Here is an 18,646-nt window from a genome sequence, read left to right on the forward strand (position 1 = left end):
CCTAGGCCCCGGCGCGGGTGAACCACAGCATCAGCGGCGCCAGCAGCAAGAACACCACCGTGGACACCAGCACCGCGCCCGCCGCAGTGTCGCCCAGCGGCGTATAGCGCTTGGCGTACATGTAGCTGACCACCGCGCAGGGCATGGCCATCTGCAGCGTCAACGCCCCCGCCAGAACGGGTTCCAGGTCCAGCGCCCAGACCACCACCAGCCCCGCCGCCAGACCCACCCCGAGCCGGATCGCCGCCACCTTGGCCCCGTCGCGCAGGCCGTTGGACGGGATCAGCGCCAGGGCGTGCCCCAGGCTTAACAGCATCAGCGGCACGGTCACGGCGCCCAGCATGCGCGCCGTCTCGATCAGCCATTCCGGCACGGGAATGTGCAGCACGCGCATCCCCACCGCCACCACCGAGGCCAGGAGAATGGGGCTTTTCCAGCTGCCCTTGGTGTTCACGCCGGGCAGCAGCCGCACGGCGACCGTGTGCATGACGAACGAGTTCACCGCAAAGAACGCCACCGCCACCGACAGGCCGGCATCGCCGAACGCCAATTGCGAAATCGGCAAGCCCAGGTTGCCGGCGTTGGGCAGGAAGGCGGTGGGCAGCAAGGTGCGCACGGGCAGTTTCCATACTTTCAGCAGCAGCCCGCCGACCACCGCGCACAGCAGCAGCGCCAGCAGGGTGGCTGCCGCCACATCGGCCAGCGCGCGGTCGTCCAGGTGGGTCGTGACGAACGTGTGGAACACCAGGGCCGGCGTCGTCACCGACGTCACCAGCGTGGTGATGAACGCGCCGCCGAAGGGAATGTCGCGCTTGCCCCAGAACACCCCGATGCCCACGCAGGACAGCAAGGGCAGCATCAGCACGATGGCTGACAGGTAGAACTGGGTGATGGCCAACATACGACTATTCCGTCAGAGATAAAGAGTTTGATGCGCCGCGGCATCAATGCTTGCCTGCCAGCGGCGTGGGCCGCAGCATGGGGCAACACGTCAACTACAGGGCGTCCAGCCCACAGCCGCCATGACCGCCCTTCGCCGCTTGTCCGCGTACCGCCCCTTGTTGCAGGCGTCCTTGCAGGCGCCGTCCACGCCCTTGTCCGGGCCTTTGTCCGGGTCTTTGTCCACACCGTTGTCCGCGCTCCATCCGCCCATCGCGCCACTGACCTCGCTGTCGGCGTTGCCGGCCGCCAAAGCGCTGTCCGACCGCCAGGCCGCCTGCCTGTACTGGTCCGCCGCAGGCAAGACCAGCTGGGAAACCTCGCGCATCCTGGGCGTAAGCGAAAGCACGGTGAACTTCCATCTGCGCAACGCCTGCGCCAAGCTTGGCGTGCGCGGCCGGCGGGCCGCGGTCGTGGCGGCGCTGCGGCAGGGCTTGCTGGATGCCGTCACGGCTTGACGGGCTTGGCCGGATTGACCACCACCGACCGCAGGAACTCGCGCGCCCGTTCCGCCGGCAGGCTTTCCTGCGTGCCCGCCGCCACGGCTTCGATCAGCATGGTGTCGGTCACCCAGACCTTGGCCTGCAACCATCCCGGCTTGCCCATGGCCTTGCCGTGCACCTCGATGTCCTGCCCGTTGGCCGGCCATTCCGTGGGCGGCGGGGCCTGCATGTTGGCGTACAGCGACACCACCAGCGCCCGGGCCAGCGCCTGCTTGGCCGTCGGGTCCGCCGCGATCTCCGGCGGCAGCGGGGCCGACCCGATCGCGAACACGGCTTCCCCCACGGTGGCGGTCGCCAGGGTAAAACGCAAGGAATGGGTATCCAGTCGCAGATCCCGGGTGTCCGTCATGACCCGGTCCGGAAACGCGGCACGCACATGACCGTCCGCCACGTCGACTTCGCGCCAGTTGTAACGGGGCGAACACGCAGCCAACACCAGCGCCACCCCCACAAAGACGCCGGCTTTCTTGATCATGAAACGAAACAGCGATGAAATCGTCATTACCCGAGGACCTGGACGGTCTATCCATTTCAAGGAATCCAGAAATTGTCGCCGATTTCCATGACCCCCGCGCCCGACGGCACGTTATTGGCCAATTATGTCTGGTCCGCCGCGCCCAACGTGCCGCCGCCGATCACCGGCCCGGGCACGCCCAGCATCTACCTGATGCACGGCCTTAGCGAACATGCCGGGCGCTACGACCGGCTGGCCCGCTGGTTGACCGCCCGCGGCTGGGCCGTGGGCGCGCACGACCATCGTGGCCACGGCCGCTCGGGCGGCGCGGCCGCCACGCTGAGCCACCAGGAAGACCTCGTCACCGACGCCGTCGACCGGCTGCACGCCTGGACCCGCGCCCAGGGCCGGCCGCCGATCCTGCTGGCCCACAGCCTGGGCGCGCTGGTGGCGGTGCGGATCGCGCTACGCCGCATGGCCGAGCTGGACGCCCTGGTACTAAGCTCGCCCCCGTTCGTGGTTAACGTGCCGCTGTGGGTGCGCCGCACCCTTACCTGGATGTCCCTGCACGCGCCCGACCTGCGCGTGCCCCACGGCTTGGCGCCCGCCCGGATCTCGCACGACCGGGCCGTCGTGAAAGCCTACCGTTCCGACCCCCTGGTGCGGCGCCGCATGACGGGCAGACTGGCCCGCTTCGTGGACGAAGGCGGCCAGGAGGCCCTGCGCGAAGCCGGGCTGCTGCCCTGCCGCACGCTGCTGATGGTGGCGGGCGACGACTCCATCGTCGCGGCCGAAGGCAGCCGCCAGTTCGCCCAGCGCGCCCCGGCCGAATTGCTGACGCTGCGCTGGTACGACACCGCCTGGCACGAGATCTTCAATGAAACCGCTCCCATTTCCGATCCGGTTTATGCTGACCTGGACGAGTGGTTGGCCCGCACGGCGCAGGCATTGTCCCTGCGCCCAGTACTGGCTCCCTCGGCACAGGAAGCCGGCACCCCGTAAAATCCGGCGACAGACCCCAACGAGAAGAATCCGTGACTGATACCGCCGCCAATCGCCTCTCCCGCCTAGAGGCCAACCGCTCGCTGCTGACCCAGACGCTGCGAGGCATCGAGAAAGAAGGCCTGCGCGTGGACGAACAGGGCATCCTGTCCCGCACGCCGCACCCGGCCGGCCTGGGTTCAGCGCTGACCAACGAACACGTCACCACCGACTATTCCGAATCGCTGCTTGAACTGATCACCGGCACGCACACGGATGTAGACGCGCTGCTGGCCGAACTTACCCATACCCACCGCCACGTCTACAGCGTGCTGGACCATGAACTGATCTGGAACCAGTCCATGCCCGCCACCCTGCCCGACGAAGCGGACATTCCCATCGCCTGGTACGGCAAGTCCAACACCGGCATGCTCAAGCACGTGTACCGCCGCGGGCTGGCGGAACGCTATGGCAAGACGATGCAATGCATCGCCGGCGTGCACTACAACTTTTCATTGACCGAAGACCTCTGGTCCGTGCTGGATACCCAACCGGGTTCGGTGCAGGATCGCCGTTCGCGCGGCTATATCGGATTAATCCGAAATTTCACGCGTTACTCCTGGCTGCTGATGTACCTGTTTGGCGCCGCGCCCGCGCTGGCCAGCGACTTCCTGCGCGGCCGCGAGCATCCGCTTGAACGCCTGGGCGACCACACGCTGTATCTGCCCTTCGCCACCAGCCTGCGCATGAGCGACCTGGGCTACCAGAACAAGGCGCAGTCGCAGCTGAAGCTTTGCTACAACGACCTGGACACGTTCCTGGGCCGCCTCTACGACGCCGTGACCCAACCCTGGCCGGATTACCAGAAGCTTGGCACGCACCGAAACGGCGAATGGATTCAGCTGAACACCAACGTACTGCAGATCGAAAACGAGTACTACTCCAGCATCCGCCCCAAGCGCGCCACCGGCCGCTGCGAACGCCCCATCACGGCGCTGGCCGAACGTGGCGTGCAATACGTGGAAGTGCGCTGCCTGGACATCGACCCGGATTCGCCCGTGGGCATCGACGCCAGCACCAGCCGTTTCGTCGACGCGTTCCTGCTGTTCTGCACGGCTTCCGACAGCCCCTTCTTCCCCGCCAACGGCTACTGTCAACGCAGCGCCGACAACTTCTCGATGGTGGTCAAGGAAGGCCGCAAGCCCGGCCTGATGCTGGACCGCGAAGGCCAGCCGGCGGGGCTGACGCAGTGGGGCCATGAACTGCTGGATCAGATCGCGCCGTACGCGGCGCTGTTCGATTCCGCATTGGGCGGCAGCGCCTACGCCGAGGCGCTGGACGCGCAGCGCGCCAAGCTTGATCAGCCGGACGCCACGCCGTCGGCGCGTCTGCTGGACTCGCTCAAGCGCAGCGGCCTGTCGTTCCATGACTATTCGCTGCAGCAAAGCCGCCAGCACGCCGAGACGCTGCGCGCGCAAGCCCTGCCGCCGGATCTTGCCGCCGCCTATGAGCAAGCCGCGGCGCAGTCCGCGATCGAGCAGCAGCGCATCGAAGAGTCGGACACGGTGGATTTCGCCACCTATGTCGCGCGCTACCACGAGGCGCTGAAGGCCCCGCGCAAATAGGCGTATCGTTAGGGTTCAGGTTCGCGGCGTCCGCTTGGCCGGCGCTGCGAACCACGTCAGTCAATCAGGAGGTTTTTTCCATGCGCCGCACTGCAACATTCTTACTGGCCTTGGCTGCCAGCATGGCGGGAATCAGCCATGCCGCGCCGCCGGCCATGCAGACCGTGGAATCGGTGGACCTGAAGCGTTACGCCGGCATGTGGTACGAAATCGCGAATTTCCCCATGTTCTTCCAGCGCAACTGCGTGGGAGACACCACCGCCGAATACACCGTGCATGCCGACGGCACCGTGGGCGTGAACAACCGCTGTCGCACCAAGGACGGCGATATCGATTCGGCATCGGGCACCGCAACCGTCGTGGAAGGCAGCAACAACGCCAAGCTTGAAGTGTCGTTCGCCAAGCCGTTCAAAGGCGACTACTGGGTGATCGGCCTGGACCCGGAATACCGCTGGGCCGTCGTCGGCACGCCCGACCGCAAATACCTGTGGATATTGGCGCGTTCGCCGCAACTGCCCAAGGAAGACCTGGACAAGGCGCTGGCCGCCGCAACCGCCCAGGGATACCAGCTGGACGAACTGCGCTACACGCCGCAGAAATAACGCGGGCCCTGCCCGACCAAACCGATGCTTGATGGGTGGCCCGCGCTGAAATGCCGGGTCATTGCAGACGGGCGCTTGCAGCGGCGCTTGCAGTCGGGCCCTCGCAAACGAACGCTTGTGCGACGCCCATCCTGGCGGCAATCAGCCCGCGTAGTCTCGCGCCAGCCGCACTACCGTCACGCCGGGCTTCAACTGCCGCAATGACGGCATGATCAGGGTGCAATGGTCGTAGGGCGTCACGATGGGCTGGCCGTCCGCCCAACCGATCACCGAACCCGCCTGCTCCAGCGTTTCAAGCCCCGTCCAGCCTTGCGCGAATCGCAAGTCCATCGACGGCGCAACCACTGCATTGGTTACTTCCAGCACGCGCTGCGCGGCGGGATCGGGCATCAGCCAGCCTGCGGGCACGTCCGCCGCGTCAATCACGCCGGATTCCACCAGCATGCGCGCCACCATGTCGCGCGCCACATCGCGCGAGGCCAGCTCGCCATGGAACCCGCATTCGATCAGCAAGGCGCAGGCATCTTCGCGCGCGGCATCGCCGAACTGCGCAAAGTCGCGCATGCGCACGCCGTCCTTGTGGCCCGCGTCCACGATCACGTGTTGCGGCGCCTTCAGGCGGCGCGCCAGCGCGATGTTGCGCGGCAGGACGCCGGTCAGCAGCAAGGGCGCGCCCGGCTCGTGCATGGAATGCAGGTCCAGCAACCAGTCCGCGCGTTGCACCCACGGGCGCAGTGCGGCGCCGCGCTGGCGGTCCGGCGTGGTCGGATTGTCCAGGCGCTCGGCGCTCCAGACGCGGTTCATGTCTTCGGCCACGAAGCGCGAGGCGTCGTGGTTGGCGTGGTCGAACCGGTCGAAGGCATCCAGGTTGCAGAAGGCCAGCGTCAAGCTGCCGCGGCGCGGCTTCACGCCGGCGGCCAGCAGATCCTTCAGCGCCCAGGCGCCGCACAGTTCATTGCCATGCACCAGCGCGGACACCATGAGCGCCCGGCCCGGCACGCCTGAATCAAAATGCCAGACGCCCGGCGTATCGGTGTTGCCGGCGCGCTCGGCGCTCAGGTCGGGAACGGGAAGCTTGAATTCCATGATGATGTCCGCTTGTCTGCCTGGTATGGCGATGGGTGAAAGCCTGAAACGGCGGAAGCCGGGTTATTGCGCCTCGAGGTTATTGCGCCTCGATCTTCGCCGCCTTGACCAAGGCGCCGTACTTCTTCGTTTCTTCCGCCTGATAGGCGGCCAGGTCGATGCCCGGTTTGGCGACTTCGCCGCCGGCTTCCTGCATCTTGGCGCGGAAAGCGTCCGACTTCAGCGTTTCATCCAGCACGCCGCGCAGCTTGGCGGCGACGGGCTCGGGCAAGCCGGCCGGGCCGTACAGCGCGAACCACAGGTTGATGTCGACCGACTCGAAACCCGGCGTCGCCGCCAGCGGCGCGATCTCGGGCGCAGCCGGCGACCGCTTGTTTTCGGTCAGGCCCAGCGCCACGATATTGCCGCTGCGCACTTGCGGCAGCCCCGAGGACAGCACCAGCATGCCGTAGTCCAGCTGACCGCTCATCAGGTCCGTGACCAGCGGCGACACGCCGCGGTACGGCACGTGCTCGGCGCGGGTGCCGGTGGCCTGGTTGATCATTTCGCCCGCCAGGTGCAGCGTGGTGCCCACGCCCGACGAACCATAGTTGAAGGTGCCGGGTTCAGCGCCGCGCAGCTTCTTCAGGTAATCGGCCGCGGTCTTCACGCCCGAACTCTTGCTGGCCGCCAACAGCATCGGCTGCGACGCCACCAGCCCCAACGGGGTGAAGTCCTTTGCGCTGTCGTACTTGACCGCGGTGTTGATCATGCGGGCGATCACCATTTCATTGGTGGAGCCCAGGAAAATCGTATAGCCATCGGGCGCGGCGCGCGCCACGCGCTGGGCGCCGATCGTGCCGCCGGCGCCGCCCACGTTTTCCACCACCACGGTCTGGCCCAGGCGCTTGCCCAGTTCTTCGCCCAACAGGCGGGCGGTCAGATCGAGGCTGCCGCCGGCCGGGTAGCCGACGATCAGCGACACACTGCGGGCGGGGTAATCGGCGGCGGACGCGGCAGGCGCGACCGCAAGGGCCGAGGCGGCACAGAGCGCAACAAGCGCTGCACGCAGCGGATGCAGAATGGACGTCATGTTTTCTTCCTTGGGGTGCTGTGAGTGGACGGCGTTGCCGTCTCGTTTGAGGTTTAGCCCCGTATTTTCACGGGGCACGCCCGCGCCGTCCGTGCCAAAACAGCACATCTTCGTGCTTATCCGGCTTGGCGACGGCGCTTGCGCGTCAGGCCTTGCGATTGGCGGTGGCTTCCCAGGCGGCTTCCGCCAGGTCCGTCAGCCGCGCGCGTGGCCGGTACAGGCGCACCTCGAAGGCAATTTCTTCGCTGCGCCCGCCCAGCGCGGCCAGCGCACCCCGGCGGCAATCGGCCGCCACCATGGACCAAGGCAGCCACGCCACGCCCACGCCCTTGGCCACGGCGCCATGCGCGGCGTCCAGGGAATCGCTGCGCACGAACGGCGTCAACGCGTAAGGCGTGGTCTCCAGGCGGTCGCCGACGATGCGCTCCATCGCCAGACCGCCGGTATACGTGATCAACGGCACCGGCGCGCCGCCGTCCTGCAAGGCATAGCGGGCGCGGCCGCGCGCATCCACCTGGCTGACCGGCACCAGCTTGTCAGTCGCCAACGTCATGTAGCGATAGCGCGCCGGGCTGAGCGGCACCGACAGCGCCGGGTGCTCGTAGCAGCACAGCAAGTCCACCTTGCCCTGCTCCAGCCGCACCACCAGGTCCTGCGCCTTGCCGGTGGATAGTTCCACCTGCGTGCCTTCGGTCAGCACCTTGGGCGTGCGGTGCCGCAGCCGGGCGATCCAGTCCGCCACCAGCGTGCGGGCCAGGCTGCGTCCGGTAGCGATGCGCAACACGGCTTCGCCCCCGGCGCCCGAACTGCGGATGCGGTGACGCACCAGCCCCATCTGCTCGACCACCTGAGTGGCCGTCTTCAGCAGCGCCTCGCCTTCCGGCGTCAAGGTGACCGGCAAATGCTGCCGTTCGACCAGCGGCGCGCCTGCCCAGGCCTCCAGCGCCCGAATGCGCCGCCCGAAAGCGGGGTGGGTCACGTGGCGAAGTTCGGCCGCGCGCACGAAACTGCCGGTGCGCGCCAACGCGATCAGGTCTTCAAGGAGTTTCAGGTCGGCCATGAAGAGGAAGCTTACGCGATTGACCCGCCGGCACGCTCAACGCGCGCCCAGCCCCATCATCGCCAATGTGGCCCGGGTCAGTTCGCTGGCCGGGTCCTCAAGTTCGTCGACCAGATCGAAGTGGTTGCAGTGCGGCGTGGGGATGCGCGTGGACGCCAGGCCTGCCCCGTTCCAAGCGGCTTCGAACGCACGGGTCTGGTTCTTGAAACCCTGCGTTTCCAGCCCGCCCACGGCCAGCAGCATCGGGCCGGCGCGTTCCGGCAGGTGGAAGATCGGACTCTGGTGGGCCGCCTGTTCGGGCGTCAGCTGCAACCATGTATTGGGCAGGATGTCGCACAGCGGCCGCAAATCGAACAGCCCGCTCAGCGCCAGCGTGCCCTTGATCACATCGTCCGGCACACCGTACCGGGCGGGCCAGTCGGGCGCGGCCAGCATGCCGGCCAGATGGCCGCCGGCCGAACTGCCGCCGACGTACAGACGGTTCGGGTCCACCCCGTAGGCGGCGACGTTCCGGTACAGCCACGCCACGGCGGAACGCACTTCGCGCACCACTTCGCCCAGCGTCGCTTCGGGCACCAACGTGTACTCAAGCGTCGCGACGGCGGCGCCGGCGGCATTGAACGCCTCGGCCATTACCGGCGCGTCTTCCTTGCGCTGCGCCCGCCAATAACCGCCGTGGATGAACACGAACAGCGGCGCCGGCGCGTGCGAGGCCGCGGGCAGGAACAAATCCAGCCGTTCGTCGTGGCCCATGCCGTAGCGCAGATCCAGCACGCCGGGACGGCGCGTGCGCACGCGCGCCGACGATTCGGCATAGCGCCGCACGCAAGCGTCGAAATCCGGCACGGATTCGCGCGCGTTGTATTGGACTTCGCGTTCGGCGATAGTGGGAAAGAAAAGGTCGATATCCGTGTCATGCATGGCGGGCCTGCGTGTCGGGCTGCGAAATGATGCGTTCGATGAACTGCGCGGTCTTGCGGTAGTGCGCCGCCAGCATGGCGATCGACCCGTCGACGTCGCGCGAGATCGCGGCGTCCAGCAACTGGCGATGCTCGTCGTCGACATTGCGCTCTGGCCCGTAGGCCGTGGCGCCGGCACGCGCCGGCCGGCGGTAACGCTCGGTTTGCGCGTAGAGCTGCGTGGACAGGTCCAGCAGCCAATGCGAGCGGCACGCGCCAATCAGCGCATGGTGGAAATCCAGGTGCCGCGCCTCGAGCAATTCCTCCAGCGCTTCGGAAGGCGGGTGCGCGTCGCCTGCGCGCTGCGCGGCCAGCGTCAAGGCGTGGAAGGCGCCAACCAACCGCGCTTCCCAGGCATCGTCGGCGTTGGCCAGCGAACGCCGCAGCGCATCGCAATCGATCAGGATGCGGGTTTCACAGGCATCCCACATTTCCTCGACCGACAATGGCGCAATGCTGAACCCGCGCGACGTGGTGTTGATGACCATGCGTTCGCTGCGCAAGCGGTTCAGCGCCTCGCGGATGGGAGAAAAGCTGCTGCCGTAGCGTTGCTTGAGCAGTTCCAGCCGCAGGGATTGGCCGGGTGCGAAGACGCCGCTCATGATGTCGCGCCGCAGCAGGCGGTAGACCTGCTCGGACAGCGTGATTTCCTCTACTTCAGCGTTCCCGTCCGATCCTGCGTCGTCCTGGCGGGAAGCTTTGATTCTTGGCTTCAACATGCTCTCCAGATGTCGGCGGTTTGCCCGCCGGCCCGCACGCGGGCGGGTCATTCTACCTGCGTCATATCCCCAGATAGCGCTGCGCCAGTTCCGGCTGCGCGGACAGCTCGGCCGGCTTGCCCGACCACGCCACCCGGCCCTTGTCCACGATGTAGTGGCGGTCAACCAGCGTGGCCATCTCGGGAAGGTTCTTGTCGATGACCAGGATGGTCTGCCCCTCGCCTTTCAAGGCCCGCAGACAGCGCCAGATCTCTTGCCGGATCAGCGGCGCCAGCCCTTCGGTGGCTTCGTCCAGGATCAGCAGCTTGGGGTTGGTCATCAGCGCGCGGCCCACCACCAGCATCTGCTGCTCGCCGCCGGATAAGGTGCGCGACGACTGCGCGCGGCGCTCCTTCAGGCGCGGAAACAACGCATAGACGCGTTCCAGGTCCCAACCGCCCTTGGCCGAACGCGCCGTCGCCACCAGGTTTTCCTGCACCGAGAGCGAGCCGAACACGCGCCGCCCTTCCGGCACCAGGCCCACGCCCAGCCGCGCGATCGTGCTGGGCGCGGCCTTCCCCAGTGTCTGGCCACGGAACTGCACGGCGCCGCCTGTGGCGGGAAGCATGCCCATCAGCGTCTTGATGGTGGTGGTCTTGCCCATGCCGTTGCGGCCGATCAGCGAAATCACCTCGCCTTCGCTGGCCTCGAACGACATGCCGAACAGCACTTTGCTGGAGCCGTAACCGCCGGTCAGCCCGTCAACCGTCAACATTTTCGTCTCCCAGATAGGCCGCGCGCACATCCGGATGACGCCGCACCTCGTCGGGCGTGCCGCTGAACACCACGCGGCCATAGACCAGCACGCTGATGCGGTCGGCCAGGGCGAAGACGGCATCCATGTCGTGTTCCACCAGCAAGATGCCGTAGTCGCCTTTCATGCCTTGCAGCAACCGCGTCATGCGCGCCGATTCCTCGGGCCCCATGCCGGCCATGGGCTCGTCCAGCAGCAACAGCCGCGGCGACCGCGCCAGCGCCACGGCCAGCTCCAGCTGCCGTTTTTCGCCGTGCGCCAGGTCCGCCGACCGCACATGGCGGCGGTCTTGCAGACCCACATGCGTCAACCACTGCATGGCATCGGCCTTCAGCGCCGCGTCATGCCGCGGGTTGGTCCAGGCCTGGAAGGCCCGGCCGCCCTTGAGCATGCGCGACAGGATCACGTTTTCCAGCGCGGTGTATTCGTGGCAAAGCTCGGTGATCTGAAACGAGCGGCCCAGGCCCAGGCGCGCGCGCTCGAAGGCGCGCAGCGCCGTCACATCCTGGCCGTTCAGGTGGATGCTGCCCGAGTCTGGCCGGATCTCGCCGCAGATCTGCGCGATCAGCGTGGACTTGCCGGCGCCGTTGGGGCCGATGATGGCGTGGATCTCGCCCGCCTGCACGTCCAGGTCCACGCCGTTGGTGGCCACCACCGCGTCAAAAGCTTTCCGCAGCTGCGTCAGGCGCAGCAGGCTTGTGCTTGCATCAGTCGGCATGACGGGACTCCAGCAGTTTTCCAAACAGGCCCTTCTGGCCCCACAACACCACCAGCACCAGGATCGGCCCCATGTACAGCAACCAGTGTTCGGTCAGGGACGACAGCAGCTGCTCCAGGCCCAGGAACACCGCCGCCCCCGCGATCGGCCCCAGCAGCGTGCCCACGCCGCCCAAGATCACGATGGCCATCAATTCGCCCGACTTGGTCCACGCGGCCATGTCCGGCGTCACCAGCCCGGCATAGTTGGCCCACAGCACGCCGGCCAGCCCCGTGCCCACCGCGGACAGCACAAAGGCGCTCAACCGGTACGGGGTAGGCGCCACGCCCAGGTTCACCGCGCGCCGTTCGCTTTGGCGCAGCGCCTGCAGCACCATGCCGAAACGCGAATTGGTGACCCGGATGCAGAACAGCGTCCACGCCGTCAGCACCGCCAGGCACACGTAATAGAACACCGTCGGGCTTTCCAGATTGATGCCCGGCAGCACGTTGCGCTGGGGAATCATCAGCCCGTCATCGCCGCCGTAGAACTGCAACGACACCAGCACGAAATACACCATCTGGCCGAACGCCAGCGTGATCATGATGAACTGCACGCCCCGGGTGCGCAGCGCCAGGTAGCCGAAGATCCAGCCCGCCAGCGCGCATACGGCAAGCGCGATCGGCCACACCACCAGCGCCGCGTTGCTGCCCGCCCAGCCAAAAATCGGCCCGGCTTCGGCGGTATGGAAGGCGATGATGCCCACCGCATAGCCGCCCAGCCCGAAGAACATGGCGTGGCCGAAGCTGACCATGGCGCCGTACCCGATCACCAGGTCCAGGCTGACCGCGGCCAGCCCGTAGATCAGGAAGCGCGTCACCACGCCGATCAGGAACGGCGAGCCCGACGCCAGCGCCGCGGCCGGCAGCAGAATCAGGACGGTCAGGCCGCCCAGGCCCCAGCGGGCGCGATTCGAAAGAGTCTTTGCCATCATCATCCTCGCGCCGGAAACAAGCCGCCCGGCTTGGCGATCAGCACGATCGCCATCAGTACATAGATACTGGCCGACGCCAGGCCCGCGGCCAGCGGGTCCGCCGTGGCGGGCGAGAACACCGTGGACAACAACTGCGGCAGGAAGGCCCGCCCCAGGCTATCCACCATGCCCACCAGCAAGGCGCCCGCCAGGGCGCCGCGCACCGACCCGACGCCGCCGATCACGATGACCACGAAGGTGGTGATCAGGATGCGTTCGCCCATGCCGATCTCGACCGCCAGCAACGGCGCGGCCATCACGCCCGCCAGGCCGCACAGCAAGGCGCCCAGGCCGAATACCAGCGTGTACAACTTGCGGATATCCACGCCCAGCGCGTCCACCATTTCACGGTCGTCGGCGCCGGCACGGATCAGCATGCCGATGCGCGTGCGGTTGACCAGCCACCACAGGCCCACGGCCACCAGCGCACCGATCGCGATGAACGACAAACGAATCACCGGATATTGGAACCCCGGCGCCAGCGTCACCGCGCCTTCGAGAAACGACGGGATACTCACCAGCGGCGGCCGCCGGCCGAAGATCAGGCTGACCGCTTCGTTCGAAAACAGCAGCAGGCCAAAGGTGGCCAAAACCTGGTAGAGGTGGTCGCGCTTATACAGCTTGCGGATCACCAGCACTTCAACCGACACGCCATACAGGCCGGCGCCCAGCAACGCGGCCAGCACGCCCGCCAGGAAGGAACCGGTGGTGCCGATGGCGTAGGCCGCGCAATACGCGCCCACCATGTAGAAGGACCCGTGGGTCAGGTTCACGACGCCCATGATCCCGAAGATCAGCGTCAGCCCGGCCGCCAGCATGAAGAGCATGGCGCCGAACTGCAGGCCGTTCAGCAGCTGTTCGAACAGAAGCGTCATGATGGCATCTTGCAGAATTGGGCGTAGGCGTCCTTATCGTCGGCCACCAGCTTGCGCACCAGATGCGGCGACAACGTGCCGTCGCTGTCTTTCCCGATGCGCATCAGGTAGAGATCCTGGATAGGATGCTGGTTGGTGTTCATGCTGAACGTGCCGCGCAGGGACGTGAACGCCGGCTTGCGCAGCGCCGCCCGGAACTCCGCCGCCTTCGACAGGTCTCCGCCGGTGGCCTTCAGGCCCGCGCCGATCAGGTTGGCGGTGTCGTATGCCTGCATCGCGTAGTCCGTCGGCACGCGGCCGTAGGCTTCCTTGAACGCCTTCACGAATGCCTTGGACTGCGGATTATCGAAGTCCTGCGACCAGATGCCGGTGGTGTACGACCCGGCCGACGCGTCGCCCGTCGCCTGGATCATGCGTGCATCCATCGAAAAGCTGGGCATCAGCATCGGGATGCTCTTGTTCAAGCCCGCCGCCGCGTACTGCTTGACGAAGTTGATGCCGGTGCCGCCCGGATGGAACTGGTAGATGGCTTCGGGCGCCAGCGAACGCACCCGCGCCAGCTCCACCGAAAAGTCGGACTGGTCCAGCTTGGTGTAGATCTCGGCCACCACTTCGCCCTTGTAGGTGCGCTTGAAGCCTTCGATCGCGTCGCGGCCGGCCTGGTAGTTGGGCGCCAGCAGCACCACGCGCTTGTAGCCCAGTTCGTTGGCCGCCACGCCGCCGGCCGTATGGAAGGCGTCATTCTGATAGGACGCCACGAAGTAGTTGGGATCGCACTTTTCGCCAGCGAAATTCGAAGGCCCGGGGTTCAGGCTCACGTAGAACGCGCCCGACTTCACCACGCTGGGCACGACGGCAGCCAGCACGTTCGAGAAGTTCACGCCAGTAAAGAGCTTCACGCCCGATTGCAGCAAGCGGTCGGCCGCCTGCTTGGCGTTGGCGGGCTTCAGGCCGTCGTCTTCAATGACCAATTGCACCGACACGCCGCCCAGCTTGCCGCCGCCTTGCTTGATCGCCAGGTTGAAGGCGTCGCGCTCGTCTTCGCCGATGTAGCCGGCCGGCGTGGACAACGTGGCGATGAAGCCAATCTTGACGGGGTCCGCGGCCTGCGCGGCCCCCATCGCGGCGATGGCGCCCAATGCGGCGGACAACGCAGCGGCCACGCCGCCCACTTTTTGTTTCTTGATCATGTTTTTCCCCTTGAAGACGGCGTTGCCCGCCTGGCGGCCGGCCCGATCGCCTGTTGCGCTAGACCGCCACCACCGGATGACGCAGCGTGCCGATGCCTTCCACGCACGCCACCACCACATCGCCCGGCCACAGCCATTCCTGCGGCTTGCGGCCCGCGCCGACGCCCTCTGGCGTACCGGTGGCGATGATGTCGCCCGGCTCCAGCGTGATGCCGGCGCTGATGTCCGAAATCAGGAACGGCACCTTGAACAGCATGTGCCGCGTGTTGGAACCCTGCTTCTTTTCGCCATTGACCGTCAGCCACAGGTCCAGCACTTGCGGATCCGGAATTTCGTCGGCGGTGACGATGCAGGGGCCGAACGGCGCGTAGGTGTCCTGGCCTTTCGAATAGATCCACTGGCCGGCGCGGCGGCAGTCGCGCGCGCTCATGTCCAGCATGACGCTGTAGCCGAACACGTACGACAGCGCGTCGGCCTCCGCCACGCGCGAGGCGCGCCGGCCCATGATCACAGCCAGCTCGACTTCCCAGTCCAGCTGCTGCGTGATCTTGGCGTTGTGCTCGATGGCATCGCCCGGGCCGATGACGGTGGTGGGCGGCTTGGAGAAGATCACCGGCTGCTTGGGCAAGTCGGCCGAAGTGTCCAGCGTGCGGCTGGATTCCGCCACGTGCTCCACATAGTTCAGGCCGATGCCGAAGATGTTCTTGCGCGGCCGCGGAATCGGCGCCAGCAGCTTCACGTTTTCCTGCGGCAGCGCCGTGCCCACGGGCCAATTGCCGCGGTACGACTCCATCAGCCGGCTGGCCTGCGCGACGGCCACGGGGCCCAGGTCGATGAATGCCAGCATGTCATCGGGCAGGTCCACGCCCCCGGCGCGGCCCAGCAGGGCCAGGTCGATCACATAGCCTTCGGCCAGCGCGCCAAGCCGTGCGGCGGCGGTGGGATGAGCGCGAAAAGTCACCAATCGCATAGGAACTCCATAGATTCAAGACGAGTTGAGCCAGGCGCGCGGAACGACGCCCGCGCGGCGGATGAAAATTCGAAAGGGGTCGGGCGACGCTAGATCAGCACTTGATGGCCGTCGTTTTCCTTGACCGCTTCTTCGCGGTAGAGCGCCAGCGACCGCATCACCGGCAGGTCGTTGAAGCAGAACAGGCAGGCGTCGTCGTTGGACGACAGGTTGGCGTGTTCGTGGATAGCCCAGGACGGGACGCAGAAAATGTCGCGTTCCGTCCAGTCATAGCGTTTGCCGTCAATGATGGAAAAACCGCTGCCCTTGGCGACCTGATAGATGAAGCTGCCGGTGTGGCGGTGCGCCTGGGTGTGCTCGCCGGGACGCAGCAATTGCATGCTGGCGCCGATGGTGGGCATGACCGAGCCGCCGGTCGCCGGGTTCACGTATTCCAGCAGGATGCCGTCGTACGGGCTGCCGGCAGTCGTGCGCGCATAGCGGCGCAGCGCCTCGTAGGTGGGTTCCCATTCGTACTTGAACAGCGGCGAATAGGGCTTCGTCCAACCCGACACCTGCGGCCGCAACGCCGCATGGCCCCAGGCCGCGCTGGTGTCATCCACGGGGTAGGTCACCGCCTGGTTCAGGTCGGGATGCACGGCGTAGAAACCGGCCTCAAGGGCGTTGACCAGCGGGATGTCCAGGCCGTCCTGCCAGATACAGGTGGTGCCGTCTTCAGACACGCCGTGCTCGTGCCAGGTGCCGTTGGGCGTCAACACGAAATCGTTCGCGCCCAGCGTCATCTTGTGGCCGTCGACCACGGTGTAGGCGCCCTGGCCTTCCATGATGAACCGCAGCGCGGAATGCGAATGCTTGTGCGCCGAAGCCAGCTCTCCGGGCTGCATCACCTGCAGGCCCGAATACAGCCAGCCCACGGCGGCCGCCACGTCGCGCCGGCCGGGATTGTTCAGATAGATGACGCGCCGGCCCGCTTCTTCGGGCGACACCAGTTCGGCGGAACGCAGCACATGGCCGCGCAGCTCTTGATAGCGCCACACCACGGGCACCGACGCCGACCGCGGCGCCCAGGGTTCGATCTTGTTCGCCACCGTCCACAGCGCGCCCGTCTCCAGGCCCGCCAGCGCTTGGTAGTAGGCAATGCGCTCCGGCGAGTCGGCCACATTGGCGCGCCCGGCGGTGTCTTCGCGATAGGCGTCGTACCGGTTCGATGTCATCCCTTGGCCTCTATTTATAAAAATCATAAGATTTTCGAAAATAATAGAGGTGGCGTGTAAATCCGGCAATCTCCACGCGCTAGGGGTTTTCCCGTCAGCGGAATTTTATTCCCGCAGCGTCAAAAAATACTGTACAAAAACACAGTCACCCGTGATACATTTCGCTCGCCCGTAAAACCGTCGTCCAGGAGAATCCTGTGTCCGAAGCCGCTCATCTTGTTCAGTACATCGTCGTTCCCTATCGCGCCGCCGCCAACGGTGTCTCGCCAGGTGAAATCCGTCCGGCCAGCAGCGAATTCGGCGCGATCCGAATCGCCAATTCCATGGCTGCCAAGTTCGCGGGGGTCGCCGCCTATGAAGTGTGGATCGATAAAGAAACCGGCGACATGGAATCGCCCCGCATCCTGACGCAGATCGGCACGGTGCCGTCGCTGGATGATTGATGCCTGACCGCCCGTTCAGCAATGAACGGGCGCGTCACCGTATCGCTGCGGCCGCGGATTCGCGGGGGGCTCCGGTATATTCACGCGGTGTTCCCTTCATGCGATTTCGCGAACCTGCCCCGGACGGTGATCTTGATGCCCCCTCTGCTTGTCCGCTTGGCCCGCCTTACCCGTTTGCTTCCTGCCGCGCTGGCGCTGGCAGCGCTGGCCACCCCCTCCGCCCACGCTGCGCAGCGCATCGTCTATAGCGGCACCCTGGACGGCGCCGGCGAAGTCGTGATGGAACTGGACGCCCAGGCGTCTGACAACGGCGTGCTGACCGGGCGCTACTTCTATCCGAAGGCCGGCGTCGACATTCCCCTGCAAGGCACCGAACAGGCATTGGCCGAGCCGCCGCCGAACTGGAAGACGACGAGCAACCGGGCTTCCGCGAACACGCCACCCGATACGCCCCCCACTGCCGCCACCTGGCAGGGCACGCGCGACGCCCAGAGCTATCGCGGCACCTGGACTGACGCGCGCAGCGGCAAGCGACGCGGCTTCGAACTTCGACGTGTCGCGCAATACGACACACGAGCCACCGCGCCAGGCGCGATTCGCAACGGCGTTCAAACCTACCCGGACGTCAACGCCGAAACCGCGCCCTACGACACCCTGAAAATGGCTGGACACGCCGAGCCCTTCGGCGAAGAGATCGGCAACGGCGCAGTCGCCTATCGGATGTGGCGCGACCCGCGCACCCTGTTTCCTTATCCGCGGCTGAGCCGGCATCCCGACGAGCAAGTCGTCCGGCGCGTCAATCATCTGCTGGAACAGCGCCACTGGCGTAAAAGCCTGGAGGCGCTGCAATGCTTGGCCCAGGCCTACACCAGCGACGTCCCGAACAGCGGCACGCTGGGCAATTACGATGAAGAAGCCATCTCCGTCAGCTGGCTCTCGCGCGCCCTCATGACGGTGACCGAGCGAGGAAGCCTGGATTGCGGCGGCGCCCATCCCTTCAATCATTTCGAACCCTATACCTACGACTTGCTGCGCGGAGACATCCTGGACTGGAACCGCGTCTTCGACGCCTATGTCTCGCGTCCTGACGGGCGCGTCCAGGCAAGCCCGACGCTGCTGTCAATCGTGGCCGCCACGCAGCGCACGCTGGCCGCCGCCGAAGCCGAGGGCCGTACGGAAGACACGTCCAAGGACGGTTGCGCCCTGCTCTGGCCGGATTACCTGGCCCTGGGTGCCGAGGCGCCCGGCGCGCTAAGCCTGTCGGTATCCGGCGTGGGCCACGCATCGGGCATCTGCCTGGGCACGCTTGCGCGACTGCCGTTTGCGGACCTGGCGCCCCACGTGAAGCCCAGCGGTCAGGCCTACCTGGCGACGGAATAGCGCGGTGACTGCCTCGGTCCAACGAACCCCAGCGCGCCGCACGAGGCGGAA

20 protein-coding genes are annotated in these 18,646 nt (G+C 66.4%); 6 read left to right on the top strand and 14 right to left on the bottom strand.

Going from position 1 to position 18,646, the window contains the following annotated elements:
- Nucleotide 1: 1 nt before the first annotated feature.
- Nucleotides 2-901, bottom strand: a complete 900-nt coding sequence (locus tag CQ050_RS24910; protein ID WP_105559490.1) for an AEC family transporter — start codon at nucleotides 899-901, stop codon at nucleotides 2-4.
- Between the two features lie 277 nt (nucleotides 902-1,178).
- On the opposite strand from CQ050_RS24910, the gene CQ050_RS31345 reads away from it, so the two are divergent.
- The gene (locus CQ050_RS31345; RefSeq protein WP_310034162.1) at nucleotides 1,179-1,397 is read left to right on the top strand and encodes a helix-turn-helix domain-containing protein; all 219 of its coding nucleotides are present in this window, start codon (nucleotides 1,179-1,181) and stop codon (nucleotides 1,395-1,397) included.
- On the opposite strand, the gene CQ050_RS24920 is transcribed toward CQ050_RS31345, so the two are convergent.
- Complete coding sequence (locus CQ050_RS24920) at nucleotides 1,387-1,944, bottom strand: hypothetical protein (protein WP_105559492.1); 558 nt, start codon at nucleotides 1,942-1,944, stop codon at nucleotides 1,387-1,389. The two genes, CQ050_RS31345 and CQ050_RS24920, sit on opposite strands and share 11 nt — an antisense overlap.
- A 60-nt stretch (nucleotides 1,945-2,004) precedes the next feature.
- On the opposite strand from CQ050_RS24920, the gene CQ050_RS24925 reads away from it, so the two are divergent.
- The 3 genes from CQ050_RS24925 to CQ050_RS24935 all read left to right on the top strand — a co-directional run bounded on the left by CQ050_RS24925 (nucleotide 2,005) and on the right by CQ050_RS24935 (nucleotide 5,104).
- Complete coding sequence (locus CQ050_RS24925) at nucleotides 2,005-2,898, top strand: alpha/beta hydrolase (protein WP_199196926.1); 894 nt, start codon at nucleotides 2,005-2,007, stop codon at nucleotides 2,896-2,898.
- A 32-nt stretch (nucleotides 2,899-2,930) separates the two neighbouring features.
- A complete protein-coding gene (gene gshA, locus CQ050_RS24930; RefSeq protein ID WP_105559494.1) occupies nucleotides 2,931-4,502 on the top strand; it encodes a glutamate--cysteine ligase in 1,572 nt (523 codons plus the stop codon).
- Nucleotides 4,503-4,582: 80 nt separating this feature from the next.
- Entirely contained in the window at nucleotides 4,583-5,104 is a 522-nt protein-coding gene (locus CQ050_RS24935) for a lipocalin family protein (RefSeq protein ID WP_105559495.1), read from the top strand.
- 141 nt (nucleotides 5,105-5,245) lie between these two features.
- Here CQ050_RS24935 and CQ050_RS24940 read toward each other — a convergent pair whose 3' ends face one another.
- From CQ050_RS24940 to CQ050_RS24995, 12 genes are all read right to left on the bottom strand, one after another.
- Entirely contained in the window at nucleotides 5,246-6,190 is a 945-nt protein-coding gene (locus CQ050_RS24940) for a succinylglutamate desuccinylase/aspartoacylase family protein (protein WP_105559496.1), read from the bottom strand.
- A gap of 79 nt (nucleotides 6,191-6,269) precedes the next feature.
- Nucleotides 6,270-7,262, bottom strand: coding sequence for a tripartite tricarboxylate transporter substrate binding protein (locus CQ050_RS24945; protein ID WP_105559497.1), 993 nt, complete (start codon nucleotides 7,260-7,262; stop codon nucleotides 6,270-6,272).
- A 145-nt stretch (nucleotides 7,263-7,407) separates the two neighbouring features.
- Nucleotides 7,408-8,322, bottom strand: a complete 915-nt coding sequence (locus CQ050_RS24950) for a LysR family transcriptional regulator (protein ID WP_105559498.1) — start codon at nucleotides 8,320-8,322, stop codon at nucleotides 7,408-7,410.
- A gap of 36 nt (nucleotides 8,323-8,358) precedes the next feature.
- Entirely contained in the window at nucleotides 8,359-9,243 is an 885-nt protein-coding gene (locus CQ050_RS24955; RefSeq protein WP_105559499.1) for an alpha/beta hydrolase, read from the bottom strand.
- Nucleotides 9,236-9,997 (bottom strand): GntR family transcriptional regulator, encoded by a 762-nt coding sequence (locus CQ050_RS24960; RefSeq protein ID WP_105559536.1) that lies wholly within the window; start codon nucleotides 9,995-9,997, stop codon nucleotides 9,236-9,238. The genes CQ050_RS24955 and CQ050_RS24960 overlap by 8 nt, the downstream gene beginning before the upstream one ends.
- A gap of 64 nt (nucleotides 9,998-10,061) precedes the next feature.
- On the bottom strand, nucleotides 10,062-10,754 hold the full coding sequence (locus tag CQ050_RS24965; protein ID WP_105559500.1) for an ABC transporter ATP-binding protein: 693 nt from the start codon (nucleotides 10,752-10,754) through the stop codon (nucleotides 10,062-10,064).
- Nucleotides 10,741-11,511 carry an ABC transporter ATP-binding protein gene (locus CQ050_RS24970; protein ID WP_105559501.1) on the bottom strand — a complete coding sequence of 257 codons (771 nt, stop codon included), beginning with the start codon at nucleotides 11,509-11,511 and terminating at the stop codon, nucleotides 10,741-10,743. Before CQ050_RS24970 ends, CQ050_RS24965 begins: the two co-directional genes overlap by 14 nt.
- Complete coding sequence (locus tag CQ050_RS24975) at nucleotides 11,501-12,487, bottom strand: branched-chain amino acid ABC transporter permease (RefSeq protein ID WP_105559502.1); 987 nt, start codon at nucleotides 12,485-12,487, stop codon at nucleotides 11,501-11,503. Before CQ050_RS24975 ends, CQ050_RS24970 begins: the two co-directional genes overlap by 11 nt.
- Nucleotides 12,484-13,398 (bottom strand): branched-chain amino acid ABC transporter permease, encoded by a 915-nt coding sequence (locus CQ050_RS24980; protein ID WP_105559503.1) that lies wholly within the window; start codon nucleotides 13,396-13,398, stop codon nucleotides 12,484-12,486. Before CQ050_RS24980 ends, CQ050_RS24975 begins: the two co-directional genes overlap by 4 nt.
- Complete coding sequence (locus CQ050_RS24985) at nucleotides 13,395-14,588, bottom strand: ABC transporter substrate-binding protein (RefSeq protein WP_105559504.1); 1,194 nt, start codon at nucleotides 14,586-14,588, stop codon at nucleotides 13,395-13,397. Before CQ050_RS24985 ends, CQ050_RS24980 begins: the two co-directional genes overlap by 4 nt.
- Before the next feature lie 58 nt (nucleotides 14,589-14,646).
- Nucleotides 14,647-15,558, bottom strand: a complete 912-nt coding sequence (locus CQ050_RS24990; protein ID WP_105559505.1) for a fumarylacetoacetate hydrolase family protein — start codon at nucleotides 15,556-15,558, stop codon at nucleotides 14,647-14,649.
- Nucleotides 15,559-15,647: 89 nt separating this feature from the next.
- Entirely contained in the window at nucleotides 15,648-16,772 is a 1,125-nt protein-coding gene (locus tag CQ050_RS24995; RefSeq protein ID WP_105559506.1) for a cupin domain-containing protein, read from the bottom strand.
- Nucleotides 16,773-16,969: 197 nt separating this feature from the next.
- Here CQ050_RS24995 and CQ050_RS25000 point away from each other — a divergent pair, with 197 nt between their 5' ends.
- Nucleotides 16,970-17,215 (top strand): hypothetical protein, encoded by a 246-nt coding sequence (locus CQ050_RS25000; RefSeq protein ID WP_105559507.1) that lies wholly within the window; start codon nucleotides 16,970-16,972, stop codon nucleotides 17,213-17,215.
- A 135-nt stretch (nucleotides 17,216-17,350) separates the two neighbouring features.
- Nucleotides 17,351-18,595 carry a hypothetical protein gene (locus CQ050_RS25005; RefSeq protein WP_105559537.1) on the top strand — a complete coding sequence of 415 codons (1,245 nt, stop codon included), beginning with the start codon at nucleotides 17,351-17,353 and terminating at the stop codon, nucleotides 18,593-18,595.
- Nucleotides 18,596-18,646: the final 51 nt, after the last annotated feature.

The organism is Achromobacter sp. MYb9 (assembly GCF_002975275.1).
GTDB lineage: Bacteria > Pseudomonadota > Gammaproteobacteria > Burkholderiales > Burkholderiaceae_B > Achromobacter.